At 43.1% G+C, this 17,586-nt stretch carries 13 protein-coding genes; 10 read left to right on the top strand and 3 right to left on the bottom strand.

Translation table 11 applies throughout. From position 1 onward, the window contains the following. Both ACFOEK_RS07870 and ACFOEK_RS07875 read left to right on the top strand, forming a co-directional pair. Entirely contained in the window at positions 1-3,168 is a 3,168-nt protein-coding gene (locus ACFOEK_RS07870) for an efflux RND transporter permease subunit (protein ID WP_386718790.1), read from the top strand. A 176-nt stretch (positions 3,169-3,344) separates the two neighbouring features. Further along, complete coding sequence (locus ACFOEK_RS07875; protein WP_386718793.1) at positions 3,345-4,448, top strand: diguanylate cyclase domain-containing protein; 1,104 nt, start codon at positions 3,345-3,347, stop codon at positions 4,446-4,448. Between the two features lie 3 nt (positions 4,449-4,451). Here ACFOEK_RS07875 and ACFOEK_RS07880 read toward each other — a convergent pair whose 3' ends face one another. Next, the gene (locus tag ACFOEK_RS07880; protein ID WP_386718797.1) at positions 4,452-5,366 is read right to left on the bottom strand and encodes a LysR family transcriptional regulator; all 915 of its coding nucleotides are present in this window, start codon (positions 5,364-5,366) and stop codon (positions 4,452-4,454) included. 142 nt (positions 5,367-5,508) lie between these two features. On the opposite strand from ACFOEK_RS07880, the gene ACFOEK_RS07885 reads away from it, so the two are divergent. The 8 genes from ACFOEK_RS07885 (at position 5,509) to ACFOEK_RS07920 (ending at position 15,600) form a co-directional block, all read left to right on the top strand. Next, positions 5,509-5,970 (top strand): acyl-CoA thioesterase, encoded by a 462-nt coding sequence (locus tag ACFOEK_RS07885; protein WP_386718800.1) that lies wholly within the window; start codon positions 5,509-5,511, stop codon positions 5,968-5,970. Positions 5,971-6,208: 238 nt separating this feature from the next. After that, positions 6,209-7,513 carry a homoserine dehydrogenase gene (locus ACFOEK_RS07890; protein ID WP_386718803.1) on the top strand — a complete coding sequence of 435 codons (1,305 nt, stop codon included), beginning with the start codon at positions 6,209-6,211 and terminating at the stop codon, positions 7,511-7,513. 46 nt (positions 7,514-7,559) lie between these two features. Then, positions 7,560-8,960 carry a threonine synthase gene (thrC, locus tag ACFOEK_RS07895; RefSeq protein ID WP_386721529.1) on the top strand — a complete coding sequence of 467 codons (1,401 nt, stop codon included), beginning with the start codon at positions 7,560-7,562 and terminating at the stop codon, positions 8,958-8,960. A gap of 120 nt (positions 8,961-9,080) precedes the next feature. Next, positions 9,081-10,793 (top strand): single-stranded-DNA-specific exonuclease RecJ, encoded by a 1,713-nt coding sequence (gene recJ / locus ACFOEK_RS07900; protein WP_386718806.1) that lies wholly within the window; start codon positions 9,081-9,083, stop codon positions 10,791-10,793. Positions 10,794-10,803: 10 nt separating this feature from the next. Continuing rightward, positions 10,804-10,986, top strand: a complete 183-nt coding sequence (locus ACFOEK_RS07905; protein ID WP_386718809.1) for a hypothetical protein — start codon at positions 10,804-10,806, stop codon at positions 10,984-10,986. 319 nt (positions 10,987-11,305) lie between these two features. After that, entirely contained in the window at positions 11,306-12,325 is a 1,020-nt protein-coding gene (locus tag ACFOEK_RS07910) for a hypothetical protein (RefSeq protein WP_386718812.1), read from the top strand. Positions 12,326-12,401: 76 nt separating this feature from the next. Further along, positions 12,402-13,406, top strand: a complete 1,005-nt coding sequence (locus ACFOEK_RS07915) for a putative solute-binding protein (RefSeq protein WP_386718815.1) — start codon at positions 12,402-12,404, stop codon at positions 13,404-13,406. Between the two features lie 94 nt (positions 13,407-13,500). Then, positions 13,501-15,600 carry a TRAP transporter large permease subunit gene (locus ACFOEK_RS07920; RefSeq protein WP_386718818.1) on the top strand — a complete coding sequence of 700 codons (2,100 nt, stop codon included), beginning with the start codon at positions 13,501-13,503 and terminating at the stop codon, positions 15,598-15,600. A 75-nt stretch (positions 15,601-15,675) separates the two neighbouring features. On the opposite strand, the gene ACFOEK_RS07925 is transcribed toward ACFOEK_RS07920, so the two are convergent. Together ACFOEK_RS07925 and ACFOEK_RS07930 are read right to left on the bottom strand one after the other, a co-directional pair. Then, entirely contained in the window at positions 15,676-16,146 is a 471-nt protein-coding gene (locus tag ACFOEK_RS07925) for a DUF2489 domain-containing protein (RefSeq protein WP_386718821.1), read from the bottom strand. A 5-nt stretch (positions 16,147-16,151) separates the two neighbouring features. Beyond that, on the bottom strand, positions 16,152-17,501 hold the full coding sequence (locus ACFOEK_RS07930) for an MATE family efflux transporter (RefSeq protein WP_386718823.1): 1,350 nt from the start codon (positions 17,499-17,501) through the stop codon (positions 16,152-16,154). Positions 17,502-17,586: the final 85 nt, after the last annotated feature.

Consider the following 17,586-nt stretch of genomic DNA (forward strand, 5'->3'; position numbering starts at 1 on the left):
ATGGCTAAATTGATTGAATTTGCACTTCAGAAGAATCGTTCTGTTTTTATCATTTTCTTGTTCCTCATGATCAGTGGCATTGTGGCACTCAACAGTATGCCAAAAGAGTCGGAACCTGACGTAGCAGTTCCCTTCATCTATGTATCTATGGTGTATGACGGAATATCACCTGAAGATGCTGAAAGACTGCTGGTTCGTCCGATGGAATCAGAATTAAAAAGCATTGAAGGTGTAAAAGAAATGAAAGCCATGGCCAGTGAAGGTCATGCGTCTGTGACCTTGGAGTTTGATGCTGGCTTCGATAGCAAAACTGCACTACAGGATGTTAGAGAAAAAGTGGATCTAGCCAAGGTTGAATTGCCGGATGGGGCAGAAGAGCCTGAAGTGCATGAAATTAATGTGGCGTTGTTTCCGGTAATGTCGATCGGCTTATCGGGGCCGGTTCCTGAGCGCCAATTACTTATGATTGCCCGTGATTTACGTGATGACATTGAAGCTTTAGGTGGTGTACTTGAGGTTGAAATTGGTGGCGAACGTGAAGAGATGTTGGAGATTGAAGTAGATCCCGTCATTCTTGAAACTTATAACGTGAATCTTGAAGAAGTCATTACCATTGTTAGCCGAAATAATCAGCTTGTGGCTGCCGGAGCGTTAGATACTGGCCATGGCCGTATGGTCATGAAGGTGCCAGGAGTCATTGAAGAGCCAATGGACTTACTTGAATTGCCTGTGAAGGTTCATGAAGGGCGTGTGGTGAAGATTGGTGATGTGGCAAAAGTACGCAGAACCTTTAAAGATCCGGAAGGGTTTGCTCGTGTAAATGGTCAACCCGCCTTTGCTCTAGAGGTTAAAAAACGTATTGGCGCCAATATTATTGGAACATTGGATGAAATTCGCACCATCATTCAAACCAAGCGCGAGTTTTGGCCGGCGGAAGTTGAAGTTTCTTACATCTTGGATAAGTCAGAAGAGATTGAAGAAATGCTTACCGATCTCTTCAATAATGTACTCAGTGCAATTGTGCTGGTGATGATCGTTATTATTGCTGCGATGGGTTTTCGTTCTTCTTTGATTGTGGGCTTGATGATTCCTGGGTCCTTTTTAGCGGCATTGTTAATCATTGATGTAATTGGCTTTACACTGAATATTGTTGTTCTGTTCAGCTTAATTCTCGTTGTGGGAATGCTGGTGGATGGTGCCATTGTGGTGGCAGAGCTGGCAGATCGTAAGCTAAAAGAAGGGGAATCACCTAAAGCGGCTTATGCGGCGGCAGCAACAAGAATGGCTTGGCCGGTGATTGCTTCTACTGCAACAACACTTGCTGTATTTTTGCCTCTACTGCCTTGGCCGGGAGTGATGGGTGAGTTTATGAAGTTCTTACCTGCCACTGTGATCATTTGTTTGATTGCTGCCACGCTGATGGCGTTGATTTTCTTACCCGTGATTGGTGCTGCCATTTCTCGTAATAAGTCGAAAGGCTTTGTAAGACAAGAAATAAAACCGTCGTTAATTACCCAAATGTATGGCCAACTCTTGGCGGCGTTGTTGAAAATGCCGGCTCGTTTTTTCTTGCTGATCATGGTTTTGGTGATTACAGCTTATGCCTCCTATTTTAAGTTTGGCAAAGGTACTGAATTCTTCCCGGATGTAGAACCCGAGTCCGCACAGATATTGATTCGTGCGCGTGGTGATCTATCGATCTATGAAAAAGATGCATTACTGCGAAAAGTTGAAGAGCGTATTGTTGGTATGCCTCAATTACTGAATGTCTATGCGCGTTCGTTTAATCAAGCCTTGAATGAAATGCCAGCAGACGCAATCGGTGCCTTGCAGTTTAGATTTATTGATTGGCAAGATCGACCGAAAGCCTCAGTGATTCTGGAGGAAATGAAACAACGTACGCAAGATATCTCAGGTGTGATTCTTGAATACCGTAAGCAAAATGATGGGCCATCAGGTGGTAAGCCAATTCAGTTGCAGGTGTCAGGCTATTTCAATGAGAGTATTCAGGAAGCGGTGAATACAATTGTTGGTGCTTTGGACTCAATGGAGGGGATTAAGGACTTAGAAGATAATCGTCCATTACCTGGTATCGACTGGAAATTAAATTTGGATCGTGAATTGGCGGCTCAGAATGGCGCCGATGTAACCTTAACTGGCTCTGCAGTTCAATTGGTCACGACAGGTATTCGAGTTGCTGGTTATCGTCCTGATGACAGCGATGAAGAGTTAGATATCCGAGTTCGTTATCCAGTGGAGTTTCGTAATCTAGAGCAATTCGAACAGATTCGACTTAAGACGGATCGGGGGATGGTGGCGTTGGGGAATTTCTTGACGTTGGAGCCAGATCCTAAAGTCGGTAACTTAACGCGTGTTGACAGTCGGCGAGCTATTACAATTCAGGCTGATGTTGCTGAGGGAGTCTTGGTTAGCGATAAGTTGAAAGAATTGCAGGACGTGTTAGAGGGGGCTTCTTTCCCTGTGGACATTCGCATTCAGTTCAAAGGGGAGGACGAAGATGCGAAGGAAACAGGTATGTTCCTAAGTAATGCCTTTTTGATTGCGATTGTTTTGATGTTACTGATCTTAGTAACCCAATTTAATAGCTTTTATCAAAGCTTGTTGGTGTTAAGTGCGATCGTGCTCTCATCAGCCGGTGTTATGCTTGGGCTGTTGGTAACTGACCAGCCGTTTGGCATTGTAATGTGTGGTCTTGGTATCATTGCTTTGGCCGGTATCGTAGTGAACAACAACATTGTATTGATCGACACCTACAACCAATATCGTTCGGCGGGCTATGAGGCTTATGATGCGGCACTGCAAACGGGGATGTTGCGCTTGAGACCGGTATTTCTTACTGCATTCACTACGGTGCTAGGATTAATTCCTATGGTAATGTCGATGAATATCGATTTAATTAACCGTTATGTGGCTTTTGGTGCCCCTTCGACTCAATGGTGGACACAGCTGTCCAGTTCAATTGCTGGTGGCTTGTCTTTTGCTACAGTTTTGACGTTATTACTAACGCCTTGCTTATTGGTCTTGGGAGATAATGTATCGAGCTGGATTCGTGGTTTTAGAGCTAAACCTGAAGGAGTAAGGAATAATCCTTTGGGAAGTTCTTCGGAGGAACCGAGTAAACCTAAACCAAAGAATGAAGTTGTTTAATAAAAAGGCCTGAGATGATCAGGCCTTTTTTCTTTCTGAGAGATGGATGTAAGTTTTGTAAGCTTCTGCTGACTTTTGTCAACTCTAATTAGTATCTGATGAAAACCTGCTATCTTGAATTAAAAGCGATAAAAGGTCTGAAGGAATATTGGACTAATTAATAATAGAGACGCAGGATGAAACAGACAGAGAAAACACTCATTGAGCAGATGAAGATCAGTGAGTTTGAGATTGCTCAACGAAAACTACTTTTCTCCCTGACTTCTGAAGACATTATGCTTCTTAAGGTCTCAAAGCCTCTAATTGATCGTAATATCGATTTCATTGTAAAGCGGTTTTATGAACTGCAAACGGAAATTCCAGAGATTTCACTTCTGATCGGCGATGCGGATACGCTGCAACGATTAGCTCATGCTCAGCGAAAGTATGTGGTTGATTTGTTTAGTGGTTTGTATGACATCGAGTACGTTAATAACCGCTTGCGTATTGGTTTGGTTCATAAACGTATTGGTGTTGAACCAAAATTGTATTTATCTGCTATCTATACGTTGAAAAGCCTTTTGAATCAGGTGATCAGGGATAACATTCAGGATCAGGAGCAAAGAGTAAGAACCCTGAATGCGTTGGAAAAACTAATGTATTTCGATATTACTTTGGTATTTGATACCTATATTCGGAGCTTAGTGACTGAGATAGAGATCGAAAAAGAAAAGTCGGATCAGTATGCGCAAGATCTTGAAGAAAAAATTAAAGAGCGCACCAATCAGCTTGAAGTTATGTCCCGTACCGATCCTTTGACTGGATTATTAAACGTTCGCCATCTCACGGATACCTTAACCAGTGTTTTGCGGGCTGCGCAGCGTCGGTCTGAACCGGTGTGTTTTGCTTACATTGACATTAATGATCTCAAGAAAGTAAACGATACCAAAGGTCATCAAAGTGGTGATGAAATCTTAAAGAATTTTGCAGAGACAATTCGCATTGTGTCTCGGGCTGAAGACAGCTGCTTTCGTTATGGTGGTGACGAGTTTTGTATTATTTTGCCGAATTGTGGATCTGCCAATGCGATTGAAATTTATAAGAAACGCCTCGAAGATGAGATTCAAAAGCGTTCAGGGTTTGTGAGTTACAGTATTGGTGTCATTCAAACCGGTCCTCAAGATTTTTTAGATCCTGAGGAGTTGATTCATCAGGCCGATGATTTGATGTATCACCAGAAGGAGCAAGCGAAAATTAAATTGCAGGCGTCTGAGGTATTGGAGCTAAGACAGAAGAAATAGCGCTTAACGTTTTACTTTGCTGTATACCTTTTCATAAATAAAGCTTCGAAACCATTTGTGTAATGGGTCTTGGTGCATTCGGGCATGCCAGAACATGGAGACTTTCATTTCTGGTATTTCAAACGGAGGTTCTATTACGCGGAACTTCGCATCATCGACATAGCGTCTGATAAAGTGGTTAGGAAGCAGAATCATATGATCGGTGTTGGCAACGACCTCGAGTGCTGCAAAAAAGTGAGGAACCCGAACAGAGACATTTCGTTTATACCCTCGTTGTTCCAACAATTCGTCGATCACACTGTTGCCGTGGCCTGATGGACTGATCATGATGTGATTCAAAGATAAGTAATCTTCAAGGGTTATGTTTCCTGATAATGGATGCCCTTCTCGAACCACGCCTTGAAAGTAATCATGTGCGAGTACTCGTTGGAAAATATCGGCAGGTGGCTCTTTCGTTCCTCCTATAATCAGATCTACCTTGTTGGTTTCGAGTTCTGTCAGCAGATTGGAAGGCCAGTCAACGGCTGAGATTTGGACATTTGGCGCTTCTTCAGCGAGCAATGGGATCAGTTTCGGTAATAACGTATGAGTACCGTAATCTGTCGTCGCCAACCGTATGGTGCCCTGATGTGTCTTAGGATCAAACTGCTCTGGTTTCAGTACATCCTGAATTTGTTGAAGAATCCTGGATAGGATTGGCTGTAAACGTTCCGCTTTATTGGTAAGCGCTAAATGTTTACCAGATTTTACTAAAATTGGGTCATCCAGTGCTTCTCTTAGCTTGGATAGGCTTCGGCTGACCGCAGATTGCGTCAGGTTTAATTTTTCTGCTGCATGTGTGACATGTTTTTCTTCCAGTAGAACATTTAAGGTCACTAACGAATTTAAATCGAATTGTCTTAAAGCTTTGATATCCATGGTGTCTTGTCCTCAGGCCTGCAAAGCATACTTCTATTCATGATTATAAATCATGATGGTTATTAGTGTAATGAATTTCAATTATGTTTGATTGAGCGAGATAATACTCATTCAAGATACTGATTAGTGAGAGGGGTTCCTTATGTCTGAAGCTTTGTATGAAAAAGCGTTTGAAATTCGTTGGGCTGATTGCGATGCAAACCAACACATGAGACATAGTGCGTACTCAGATTTGTGTGCTCATACTCGTATTGGGTTCCTTACTCAAATCGGTATGACGCCACAATGGTTCAAAGAAAAAGGCATAGGCCCGGTATTGTTTAAAGAGCAAACCGAGTACTTTCGTGAAGTATTTTTAGGGGAAGAGGTTCGCGTTACTGTTGAAACGGGTGAACCAACTGGGTCTAAGAAATCTGTTTGTATTGTAAATAAAGTCTATAAGCCAAGCGGTGAGCTTGCTGCCCAGCATCAGGTCGTTGTTGGTTGGATGAATGTGGTTAAACGCAAAGTCGTTGAGTTACCGGAGAAAATTCGAGAACTCTATTTTGTGGATGAGGCTATCGTTAAGTCGTCTCAAGCATCAGTAGAAACAGAATCCGCTTAATACAATTGATACGCTTTCTCGAAATGTCTGATTAAGCGTTGATTTTTGTTGTTCTATTTAGTGTTGTACGTTTTGGCCCCTTTGGGGCCTTTTTTGTTTGTGAAGTTTATTTTCCTGGAAGTATTCAGATGTATTCCTTTGCTGGCCGATGGCGTAGTCGTTTGACTACCAATTTTGGGGTGGATTCATGTAGAATGTCTGCCTCTTTATATCTAGATAATAAAAAACGGAGTACGTTTTGAAACCGGTTAGCGTTGGTATTTGTGGACTAGGCACCGTAGGCAGCGGTACTTTTAATATTTTAAAGCGAAACGCCGAGAAAATTTCAGGCCGAATTGGTCGTGATATTGTGGTAACACAAGTAGGTGCTCGTCGTGATAATCCAGCATGTGATTTAACTGGTGTTGACGTAACCCGTGATATTTTTGATGTAGCAAAGAATCCTAATGTTGACGTTGTGGTTGAGCTAATTGGTGGCTACGACGTTGCTAAAGAATTAGTACTTACCGCCATTGAACATGGAAAACACGTCGTTACGGCAAACAAAGCTTTGATTGCTGTTCATGGTAACGAAATCTTTGCAGCGGCTGAAAAGAAAGGTGTTACTGTAGCTTATGAGTCGGCAGTTGCTGGTGGTATTCCAATCATTAAGGCTATTCGTGAAGGTCTTGCCGCGAATGATATCGATCATCTATCGGGTATCATCAATGGTACTGGTAACTTCATTCTGACTGAAATGAGTCAGAAAGGGCGCGATTTTGGTGACGTCCTGAAAGAAGCTCAGGAATTGGGTTATGCGGAAGCTGATCCAACGTTCGATGTGGAAGGAATTGATGCGGCTCATAAGTTGACCATTCTTGCTTCTATTGCGTTTGGTGTGCCTCTTCAATTTGAAAAAGCCTATACCGAAGGTATCAGTAAAGTAACTCCTCAAGACGTGAAGTTTGCCGATGAGTTGGGTTATCGCATTAAGCATTTAGGTATCGCTAAGCTAACTCAAGACGGTGTTGAGTTGCGTGTTCATCCAACATTGATTCATGAATCACAATTGATCGCGAAAGTTGATGGTGTGATGAATGCGGTTGCCGTACACGGTGATGCCGTGGGTGATACCATGTACTACGGCCCAGGCGCTGGTTCAGAGCCAACGGCTTCTGCTGTGATAGCTGATTTAGTGGATTTGGCCAGAACATTTGATGCTGACAGTAATGCTCGTCCAGCACATTTGGGCTTCCAGCCTGAAAGCATAAACAATATCGGTGTTTTGCCTGTCGAAGAAATTGAAACCTCGTACTACTTGCGTATGGAGGTTCAAGATCATGCGGGAGTTATGGCTAAGTTGACTCAGATTTTGAGCGATCGTGGTATTAGCATTGAAGCTATGATGCAGAAAGAAGCCAAGGGTGGGAGCTCTAATGCGACTGTGGTTCTGCTAACGCACGAAGTGAAAGAAAAAGTAATGAATGAAGCGATTACTGAAATTGAGGCCTTTGATGATGTGTCTGGCTCAGTGACCCGTATTCGCGCAGAGCATTCTGAATAATTGGTTTTTGGATAGAATTTAAAGTTAGGTTATCAACATCATGGCGATGAAATATATCTCGACTCGAGGCAATGCCCCCGAGTTAACCTTCGAAGAAGTTCTGCTGACTGGTCTGGCATCAGACGGCGGCTTATATGTTCCTAAAGAAGTGCCTCAGTTCAGCAAAGAAGAAATTGCGTCATGGCGTGATCTGTCCTATGCAGAACTAGCACATAAAGTGATTTATCCGTTTGTAGAAGGTTCCGTGGATAGCGCTGCGCTTGAAACGATGATCAATGAGGTTTATGCAGGGTTTGGTCATAAAGCCGTGGCTCCAGTGCAACAGATTGATCATAACGAATATGTGCTTGAGTTATTCCATGGTCCGACCTTAGCGTTTAAAGATTTCGCATTACAGATGCTTGGTCGTTTGTTGGATTACGTACTAGAGAAGCGTCATGAGAAAGTTGTGATTATGGGCGCAACGTCTGGTGATACTGGATCTGCTGCGATTGAAGGGACTAAGACTTGTAAAAATGTAGAAATCTTTATTCTTCATCCACATGGAAAGGTTTCAGAAGTTCAGCGTCGTCAGATGACTACGGTTGTAGGCGACAATATCCATAACATTGCTATCGAAGGTAATTTCGACCAAGCACAGGATATGGTGAAAGCCAGCTTTGGTGATCAGGCGTTCTTGCGTGGTGAGCGTAAATTGGTGGCTGTAAACAGCATCAACTGGGCTCGTATCATGTCTCAGATCGTTTATTACTTCTATTCAGCACTGAACCTAGGTGCGCCAGAGCGTTCGGTTGCTTACTCGGTACCAACAGGGAACTTTGGTGATATCTTCGCAGGTTACATGGCGAAGAAAATGGGCTTGCCTGTTGAACAGTTGATTATTGCAACCAACAGCAACGATGTACTTCACCGTTTCATGAGTCAAAACCAATACGAAGTGCGTCCTTTGCAGCACACTATTACTCCTTCGATGGACATTGCTGTGTCGTCAAACTTCGAACGTTTGTTGTTTGATCTCTATGATCGTGACGGTGCGGCGTTGTCAGAACTGATGGCAAAAATGAATGCGAAAGAAGACATAGTGTCATTGGATGAAGCGAAATTGGGCAAAGCTCGTGAGCTGTTCGATAGCCTTGCTGTGGATGAAGACACCACTGTTAAGACAATGCAGGAAGTCTTTGATGAAACAGGTTATCTGTTGGATCCTCATACTGCTGTAGGTGTTAAAGCCGCTCGTGAATGTCGTCGTAATCCTCGTATTCCTATGATTACGCTAGGTACAGCGCATCCTGTTAAATTTGAAGAGGCGGTTCAGCGTGCAGGCTTCGATATGCCAGCGTTACCGCACCATCTTTCAGATCTAATGGATCGTGAAGAGCGTGTGAACGTACTTCCAGCTGATCTTAAAGCGGTTCAAACGTTTATTGCTGAAAATACCTTTAAGTAATTCTGTAAAACAGAATTTAGCTTATTAGCGTATACAAAAGCCCGGTTACTTTGTTGTAAAACAGAGGCTGGGCTTTTTCTTTTTCATCTCAAATATTTGGAACATTCTCTCAACGTCGTTATGAAAATCCAGCAGCGAACCATTCCTGATGTTCAGCATAACCTTGATAGCTTTTCTCCGTTGCTCCAACGATTGCTTTTGTCTCGGGGTATAAGCAATTGCGAGCAACTCGACTTTAAATTAAGTCGCTTGTTATCTCCTCTTTCAATGAAGGGCATCGAAAGCGCATCAAGGCTTTTAGCAGATGCTGTTCAGCATCAAAAACGAATTTTGGTGGTGGGAGATTTTGATGCAGATGGTGCAACCAGTACCGCTTTAACACTGCGTTGTTTAAAGGCGTTTGGCCATGGAAATGTGAGCTATTTAGTGCCAAATCGGTTTGAGTTTGGCTATGGCTTGTCTCCTGCCATTGTTCGGGAAGCGGTGAACTATCAACCTGATTTGATTATGACGGTAGATAATGGCATCTCCAGTATTGAAGGTGTTGCAGAAGCCAATCGTCTTGGGATTCAGGTGGTGGTTACAGATCATCATTTGGCGGGAGAGCAACTTCCCAAAGCTGCTGCCATTGTTAACCCGAATCAACCTGGATGCGAATTTGCTAGCAAGGCAATGGCTGGTGTGGGTGTTGCTTTCTACACCATGTTGGCTTTGCGGAAAGTACTGAGAGACTCAGGCTGGTTTGTGAGTAAAGGGATTGAGGAGCCTAATATGTCTCAGTTCCTGGATTTGGTAGCTGTGGGGACAGTCTCTGATCTGGTTCCATTGGATAATAACAACCGAATCATGGTGGCGATGGGATTGGAGCGAATTCGTTCTGGCAGAGCGATTCCTGGAATTTATGCCTTACTGCAAGTGGCAAAACGCTTACCCAAAAACCTTACTAGCACCGATATTGGTTTTGCCATTGGACCTCGTATCAATGCGGCTGGTCGTTTGGATGATATGTCCGAAGGCATTGAGTGTTTGTTGTGTGACGATCCAAATCAAGCCTTAGAGTTAGCTGCTCACCTTGATTCTTTAAATCGCGGACGAAAAGAAATTGAACTAGGCATGAAAGAAGAGGCCGAGCGTTATGTCGATTCTTTGGTGGCATCAAAGGGTATGCCCAAAGGCATTGTGGTTTATCAAGCAGATTGGCATGAAGGCGTCATTGGCATTGTTGCTTCACGGATAAAAGAGCGCTTCTATCGTCCGGTGATTGCCTTTGCAGAAGCAAATGATGGTATTAAAGGGTCTGCCCGTTCGATACCGGGTTTGCACATGAGAGATTGCTTGGACTTGGTGGATAAACAAAATCCTGGTCTCATTAAAAAGTTTGGTGGGCATGCGATGGCTGCCGGATTGACCATTGAATTAGGTGCTGTGGATAAGTTTCAACAAGCATTGAACTATGTTTTAGAAAGACACTTTCAGCATGTTGATTTTCAAAAGATTTTACAGACCGATGGTGCACTATCAGCTCAGGAAATGACACTATCTAATGCTGAGCTCCTCGCTATGTCTTACCCTTGGGGACAGCAATTTCCTGAACCTCTCTTTGAGGGGGTATTTAAAGTTGACTCGATTTGTATCTTAAATGGCGGCCATATTAAATGGACTCTTCTGACCGAAGCAGGGGAGTTGGTGGACGCCATATATTTTAATGTTAAAGCGCCTGAGCTGTTTGAATCTCTACTGCAGGTGAGATTGTGTTACCGCTTGGCTGTGAATGAATTTAGAGATCGAAGGAGCCTTCAGTTGATGGTTGAGTATGCGGAAAAGCTAGCTTAGAGGAGAACGAATGAAAATAAAAACAGGTAACGTAGAAGAGGCCAAAACGATGAAAGCTGGTTGCGGTATGAGGTATGACCCTGATCAGTTGGGTGATCAGACGGGATTTGATTTTCCAGGGACTGATCTCTGGGAGTTATTACGTACAAAAGATAAGCCTGAAAATGAATCAGAGAAAACATCGAATGATTAACGTTGAAGAGGCTGGATAAATATCCCCTTACTTTTATGAACTCACAGTGTGACTCAATTTGTTACACATGGATTTGAATTTGTGAATTGCTCTTAGCCTCTCAGCTGATTTAGAGTAAAAAGACTAATTATCTTGTTTAATATGTGATAACTTTCTCAAAACTGAAGCTTTTTGTGCTAAATGACGACAAGATGTCGTCTAAGCGCATGTGTAACTGATCGTAACTGGTTAGTATAAAAACAATAAAAACTATTACCTCAAATAAGAAGATTTCCACCGGACAGTGAGAAATCCTTAAAAGCTAGCAAAGGTGAAAGCAGTGAAAAACAATAATAACAAGCTGGTCAAACTTGTATCTGTTATAACTATGGCTCTACTCGGCTCAGGTTGTAACCTCATCTATAAAATCACAGGCGATACCATGGCAGGCTACAGCGCCGATCATGCTGTTCCTTATATTATGTCCATGAGTGATGCCGATATGGGATGTGCTTCCGGTGAAGCTATGTCTCCTCTTCTAATGTCTTTCGGTCGAGTGACAACTCCGGCTCACAATGTGGGTGTGTTGCTTTATGCTTCTGCAGCTTCATGTGCTGAGCAGAAGGGCTGGAATGAAGAACTTCGCTATTTAAGAGCGTTAAAAACGGGGAATGCACCTGAAGCTGAAGATGCTCGTGAAGCTCAGAAGCGTTACTTCGCTTTAGCTGCTCAACGCCAATACAAAGCGTATAAACATATGGAAGCGTACTTTGATGTAAAAGTCGGTGAAGAGTGTGGCGATCTTGATGATCGTGAAGATCAGCTAGTTTGGTTGGTAGGCAGTCTATCAGGACTACAATCACTTAATAGTCAGTTATCTTCATTGTCTGATCAGGGTATTCCAACCAATATTGCTTCTAAAGTAGGCCGTGCCGCAGAATGTTTGAGTGATGATGATTGGTGGGGCGTTCCTTCTGCTATGCGTGCAGTGGTCTGGACTATGGTTCCCGGTACTATGCCGAAAGGGCAAAATGCCTGGGCTCGTTTATCTCAATCTTCTAAGCAAGGCGAAAATGTTGGCGTGCGTTTAGCTCATGTTTTCGAGGCTCTTGCAGCTTCTAATGCTAATAAGAAAGATTTAGTAAAAAACGTCATTCGTTCCCATGCTGATTCCATTAAATCAATGCCAGTTCGCAAAGAAGCTGCAATGTTAGATCGTATTGCAACTCTAAACATACAAGCTATTTCAGATCGTATGTGGACTGAGCATACTGGCCATAGAACACCGGCTGGCCGTCTAGGTAAGTTTCCGGATGACGTGGTTCAGGTAGAAACTCTGGATTTAGATGACTTGCTATAGCCTTTTAGCAAATCATCCATATAAAAAACGCAAACAAATAATAATAACGAGATAAGTTCGAAACGAGGCAATCACTATGTCGCTTAAAAAAATCCTGGCTGCAGGTTTCGCTGCAGGCTTAATGGTGGGTACTGCACAGGCTGCAGAGAAAAGAACTTTTTGTGTCTTTGATCCTGTTGGCTCTAATGGTCCACTTTTTAATTTAATGAAAGATTCCAAGACGTTTGCTTTAAAAGAAGGTGTGGATCTAGAGCTTCGGGCTTACACCGATGAGAAGATCGCAGCTGAAGAGTTTAAAGCAGGGCAATGCGATAGCGTTCTATTAACCGGTACACGTGCTCGTGAATTCAATAAATTTACTGGTACCCTGGAAGCTATGGGGGCGATTACTTCAAATGAAGAGCTGCGCTTGATTCTTCAAACTTTGCATTCTCCAAAAGGTGCGAAGTTTATGAAAGAAGGTAACTATGAAGTAGCAGGTGTTCTGCCTGCAGGTGCTATTTACTTGTACATGCGTGATAAGTCTGTAAAAGATGTGCAAGACCTTCAAGGTAAGAAGTTTGCTACCCAAGATTATGATCCAGCGGCTTTGACCATGGTTCGCCATGTAGGTGGCTCTGTAGTTCCTGCTACAGTATCTACTTTTGCGGGTAAGTTTAATAACGGTAGCGTGGATATTGCTTATGCACCGGCCGTGGCTTATACACCACTTGAGCTTTACAAAGGCTTAGGCACTGAAGGTGGCGTATTTAACTACAAAATTGCCCAAATGAATTTCCAGATTTTGATCCATTCCGACAAAATGCCGGAAGGCTTTGGCCAAGCGTCTCGTGAGTTTTCTATGGCTCGTTTTGATGAGGCGTTCGGTATCATTAAAACTGCTGAACAAGAAATTAAACCTTCTTATTGGGTAGAACCAATTTCTAAAGACCATACAACTGGTTATGACAACATGCTTCGTGATGTTCGTATCAAGCTTCGTGATGAAGGTGTCTATCATGAAAAAGCCCTTAAATTAATGTTTAAGGTTCGCTGTAAGATGGACGCTTCACGCCCAGAGTGTGCTGAACGTTTAGAGTAAGTTAGTCAGAGATGATTGGAATCGACATCTCATAAGTTGTAAGTAGTAGGCCCGGACGGGATTCCGGGCTTTTTAATAGAAAGAGGGTTTGTTCATGTCTTCTGGTGGTTTTGCCAATCGTACTTGGCAGGAATGGCTGTCGTCACTTCCCGCATTATTTCTTCTTCTTGGTGTCATCGCTTATACCACAAGTGCTGATATTCATGCTCAGTTACTAAAGCTTGGGCAGAGCACTTGGGACAGTTATTTTGATCTCAGAAATGACCCTCAGGCTCCAACTTGTGATCCTTCATTGAATATTGATACTGAACTTGCTCGTTTGGTGGCTCAGCATGAAGCTGAAGCGATTGAAGATGAGTTTGGTCTTTTCGATGATGAGCCGCTTGATACTGATTCCATGAGGGAATCACTAGAAAATTCTAAGTCGTTGTGTCAAGAAAAGTATGCCTCTTATGAGGAAATTAAAGACCAAATGACAACCGGTGTTTTGATTTATCGTTCTGTTGAGCGATTTGTTGCCGATGTTGTTGCATTTGGCTTGGCGGCCCAAAAGTTTATTCTGGCTTTTCTTGTGTTGATCTGCGCGGCAACGGCTACGCTATCAAGACACCAGATTGCAATGCGCCCGATGGAATCCCAGTTTGATCATCGCTGGTCTTCTTTGCTTCAGTTTATTGCCAACGGCATGTTGTTTTATTCTTCCATTGAGTTTTGGTCATTATCTTACGTTGGTAAAGAAAGTATTGAGGCTGCTCGTGAAGGGATTCATGCTTCTTGGGTTATCGGGTTTGGTTTGCTAACGATCTGTAGTCTTTATCAGCTAGTAAATGTGCCAAAAGATGCGAAAAAGGGCGGTAGCTTTGGTCATGCGATGCTGTCCGTTCCTCTTTATACGCAGATGTGCTTGATCTCGGGGACCTACTTCATCTTGCAAGGCCACACGGCGGGAATAGGTGTTTACCTAGACAAGATGATGGACTTCTCAGATATGTTCCTGAATCTAGGCTTGTATGTGTGGACGGGGATGATGCTTAAAGAAACCCGTTTAGCCTCTCTAGTCTTTAATGTGTTCCGACCGTTTAGAATGCCGACTGAGTTATTGGCCTTCGTTGCTGTTGTTGTTGCTGCGGTACCAACGGCTTATACCGGGGCATCTGGTATTTTTGTAATCGCTGTGGGTGCAGTGATTTATCAGGAGTTGAGACGAGCAGGAGCACGTCGTCAGCTAGCACTGGCAACTACTGCTATGTCAGGCAGTATGGGGGTTGTGCTTCGTCCATGTTTGTTGGTAGTTATCATTGCTTATCTAAATCGTGATGTGACCACTGACGAGCTCTTCTACTGGGGTAATCGTGTTTTCTTATTAACGGCGTTGTTGTTCCTAGCATTTGTTTGGTTGACTCGTGATAGAAATGAAAAATCAAATCCTGCGCCTCTTTCGGAAGCGATTCCTACTGCGACGAAACTTCTAATGCCGCTACTTCCATACGCACTGATCGTTGCGGGAGTGGTTATCTTCTATGATCAAGTGCTTGATACTGCTCTGAATGAGTTCTCTGCACCACGTATCTTGCCTGTGATGATGTTAGGTTTCTTGCTATATGAGCACCTTACTCGTAAGCGAGTATCAAAAGCTGAGCTTGCTTCAGGCGTTGATTCGGACTCTACAGAAACTGAATATCAAGGTATTGAAAAAGCGACTCGTAATTCTATTAATGAGACGACTGCGCATATCGGTGCGCTGCTGCTGCTGATGGGCTTGTCTGTGAGTATCGGTGGGGTAATGGAACGTTCTGGTGTGATGGAGCTTTTCCCTACTGTGTTTGACAGTCAGTTTGCTGCCATGACGGCGTTGGTGGTGTTACTGGTATTTGTGGGCATGATAATGGATCCATACGGTGCAGTGATTCTAGTGAATGCAACAGTGGCTGTGATTGCTTTTGAAAGTGGTATCGAACCATTGCATTTCTGGATGGTGTGCTTGGTGGCATTTGAGCTTGGTTACTTGAGTCCGCCGGTTGCTTTGAACCACTTGTTGACTCGACAGGTCGTAGGTGAGGAAGAAGTTGATAAAGCACGGAATGAAGGAAATACCTTCTGGCGACGTCATGAGAAGATTCTACTTCCGTTGCTTACTATGGGAACTGCGTTACTGTTAGTGGCTTATGTACCTCTCTGGTATATGTCTAATTAAGCATGATTCTAAAGTAAGAAAAGGGGCTCGGTTGAGCCCCTTTTTTTATGCTTTCAGTTTTTATTTGCGAATCAATTAGTTGTACGTAACCTTTGGCTTAATATCAAAAGCGTAAGTTTTTAGTTCTTTGGCTGTTGCGGTAAAAAGGTCTTTGTATTCTTGCTCGATAGATGCCATTTCTTTTTCATATTGGAACTTTTCTTTTCTCGAAAGTGCTTTCCAGTTTTCGTGAGTTGGAATATGGCCAACCTTTTCATAAATGACATCTAAAACGATAAAAGGTTGTTTCTCTTCGGCAGAAAGAGGGAGGTTGTCCAAAAGAACTTTAAGACGAATAGAGGCTTCGATTAGCTCTACTTGTTGATCTTCATAAGCGCTAGCAATAACTCGGATGCTTTCAATGATGTTATCGTGACGTTGGTTAACTGAATCCAAGATGTCTTTTTCTTTCTTTTTTACTTGCTGGGTTAAGTTCCAGGCCCAGTAAGAGAGTCCTGCAATAATACCTAGTGCAATGATGAGAAGAGTAATGTGTAATGTTGTCATGCCTATCAACCTTCACTTGTTCTAGCTTTAACTTGTTTTAAAACCTGATTCACTAATCCAGCCGCAATGACTGCGGTGATGAAATACCCAATTGTGATGCCTACAAGTAGACCTTGAAAACCATTCAGATATCCTCCGATTGCGGCAAAAGGAATGGTAATTATTAATAACCGAATAATACTGACCAAAAGTGCCTTGTTAGGCTGCGACAATGCATTTAATGAGGATGCGGAGAGAATTACGATTCCCATAGCGCCGTGTCCCAGTGGCAGGATGTAAATGACCAGTTGGATCAAATCATGAACTTCTGTTGAATCACTAAAGATCTGGGCAATGCCTTCGGAGAAGGCAATTAAAGTGAGATAAATTAAGAATTGCCAGACTACTGAAAATTTTCTGGTCAGGGCAATAGCTTGTTGAACTCGACCAAGTTGTTTTGCACCGAAGTTCTGGCTAATAAATGGTGGAAGCGTCATAGAGAGCGCTAAAATCATGAGGATGGCCAGAGATTCAATACGTGTTCCAACTCCAAATGCGGCAACTTCGGCTTCGCCATAGCCCGAAATAATCGCGATTAGAATGCTGCTGGTTATGGGAGTAAGCATATTTGCAGCAGCGGCCGGTATACCGATTTTTAGAATTTGTTTTGAATGTTGCTGCACCTGTTTAAGAGTGGGAACTTCTGTAAACCAGTGTTCATGACGTTGAATATAAATCATGCCAATACCGCAGCTGATCACCCAAGCGATGAGAGATGCTATTGCGGCCCCTTGTAGTCCATAAGCTGCTATTGGGCCAAACCCAAAGATAAATAATGGATCCAGTAGTACATTCAGTATCGAGCTAATTGCCATGATGGCTGCAGGAAATTTAGTTTTACCGGCTGCGCGTTGCAGGCTATTCATGGTCATAATAAACGCATAGAAAGGCGCTGCCAGATACCAGAAGCTGATATAGTCCATAATCAATTCGATCATGTCATTATCGGCCCCCAGTAAGGAGAAAATTGGTCGGCTGAAAACAAAACCGATTGCACTGGCGAGTGAGATAATGACTAAATTTAAGATCAGTGCGCTTTGGTGTACGTTTTGTTTTTTATCGCAACCGCGCCCAATGGTTTGGGCAACGTAAGTGGAAACACCAATGCCAAGCCCGATAGAAAGGCTAATGAAGGTAAATGTGATAGGAAAACTAAAGCTCAAGGCTGCGAGTTCTTTAACACCAAGTTGGCCGACAAAATATGAATCCACGATATGAAACAGCATCAAGCTGATCAATCCAAGTGTCATTGGGAGTGTTTGACGGGTAAGCGTGGAAGCTATATTACCTTCTAACAAATGATTGGTTTTGGGCATAGATGAGATCTGTGTTGTGTGACGTCGGTTTTGTGGTGATTGAAATGAGTCTCGGTGCTTAGGGTGGTTATCCTAACATAAGTTG

It is taken from the genome of Litoribrevibacter euphylliae, from assembly GCF_042646085.1.
GTDB classification, from domain to species: domain Bacteria; phylum Pseudomonadota; class Gammaproteobacteria; order Pseudomonadales; family Litoribrevibacteraceae; genus Litoribrevibacter; species Litoribrevibacter euphylliae.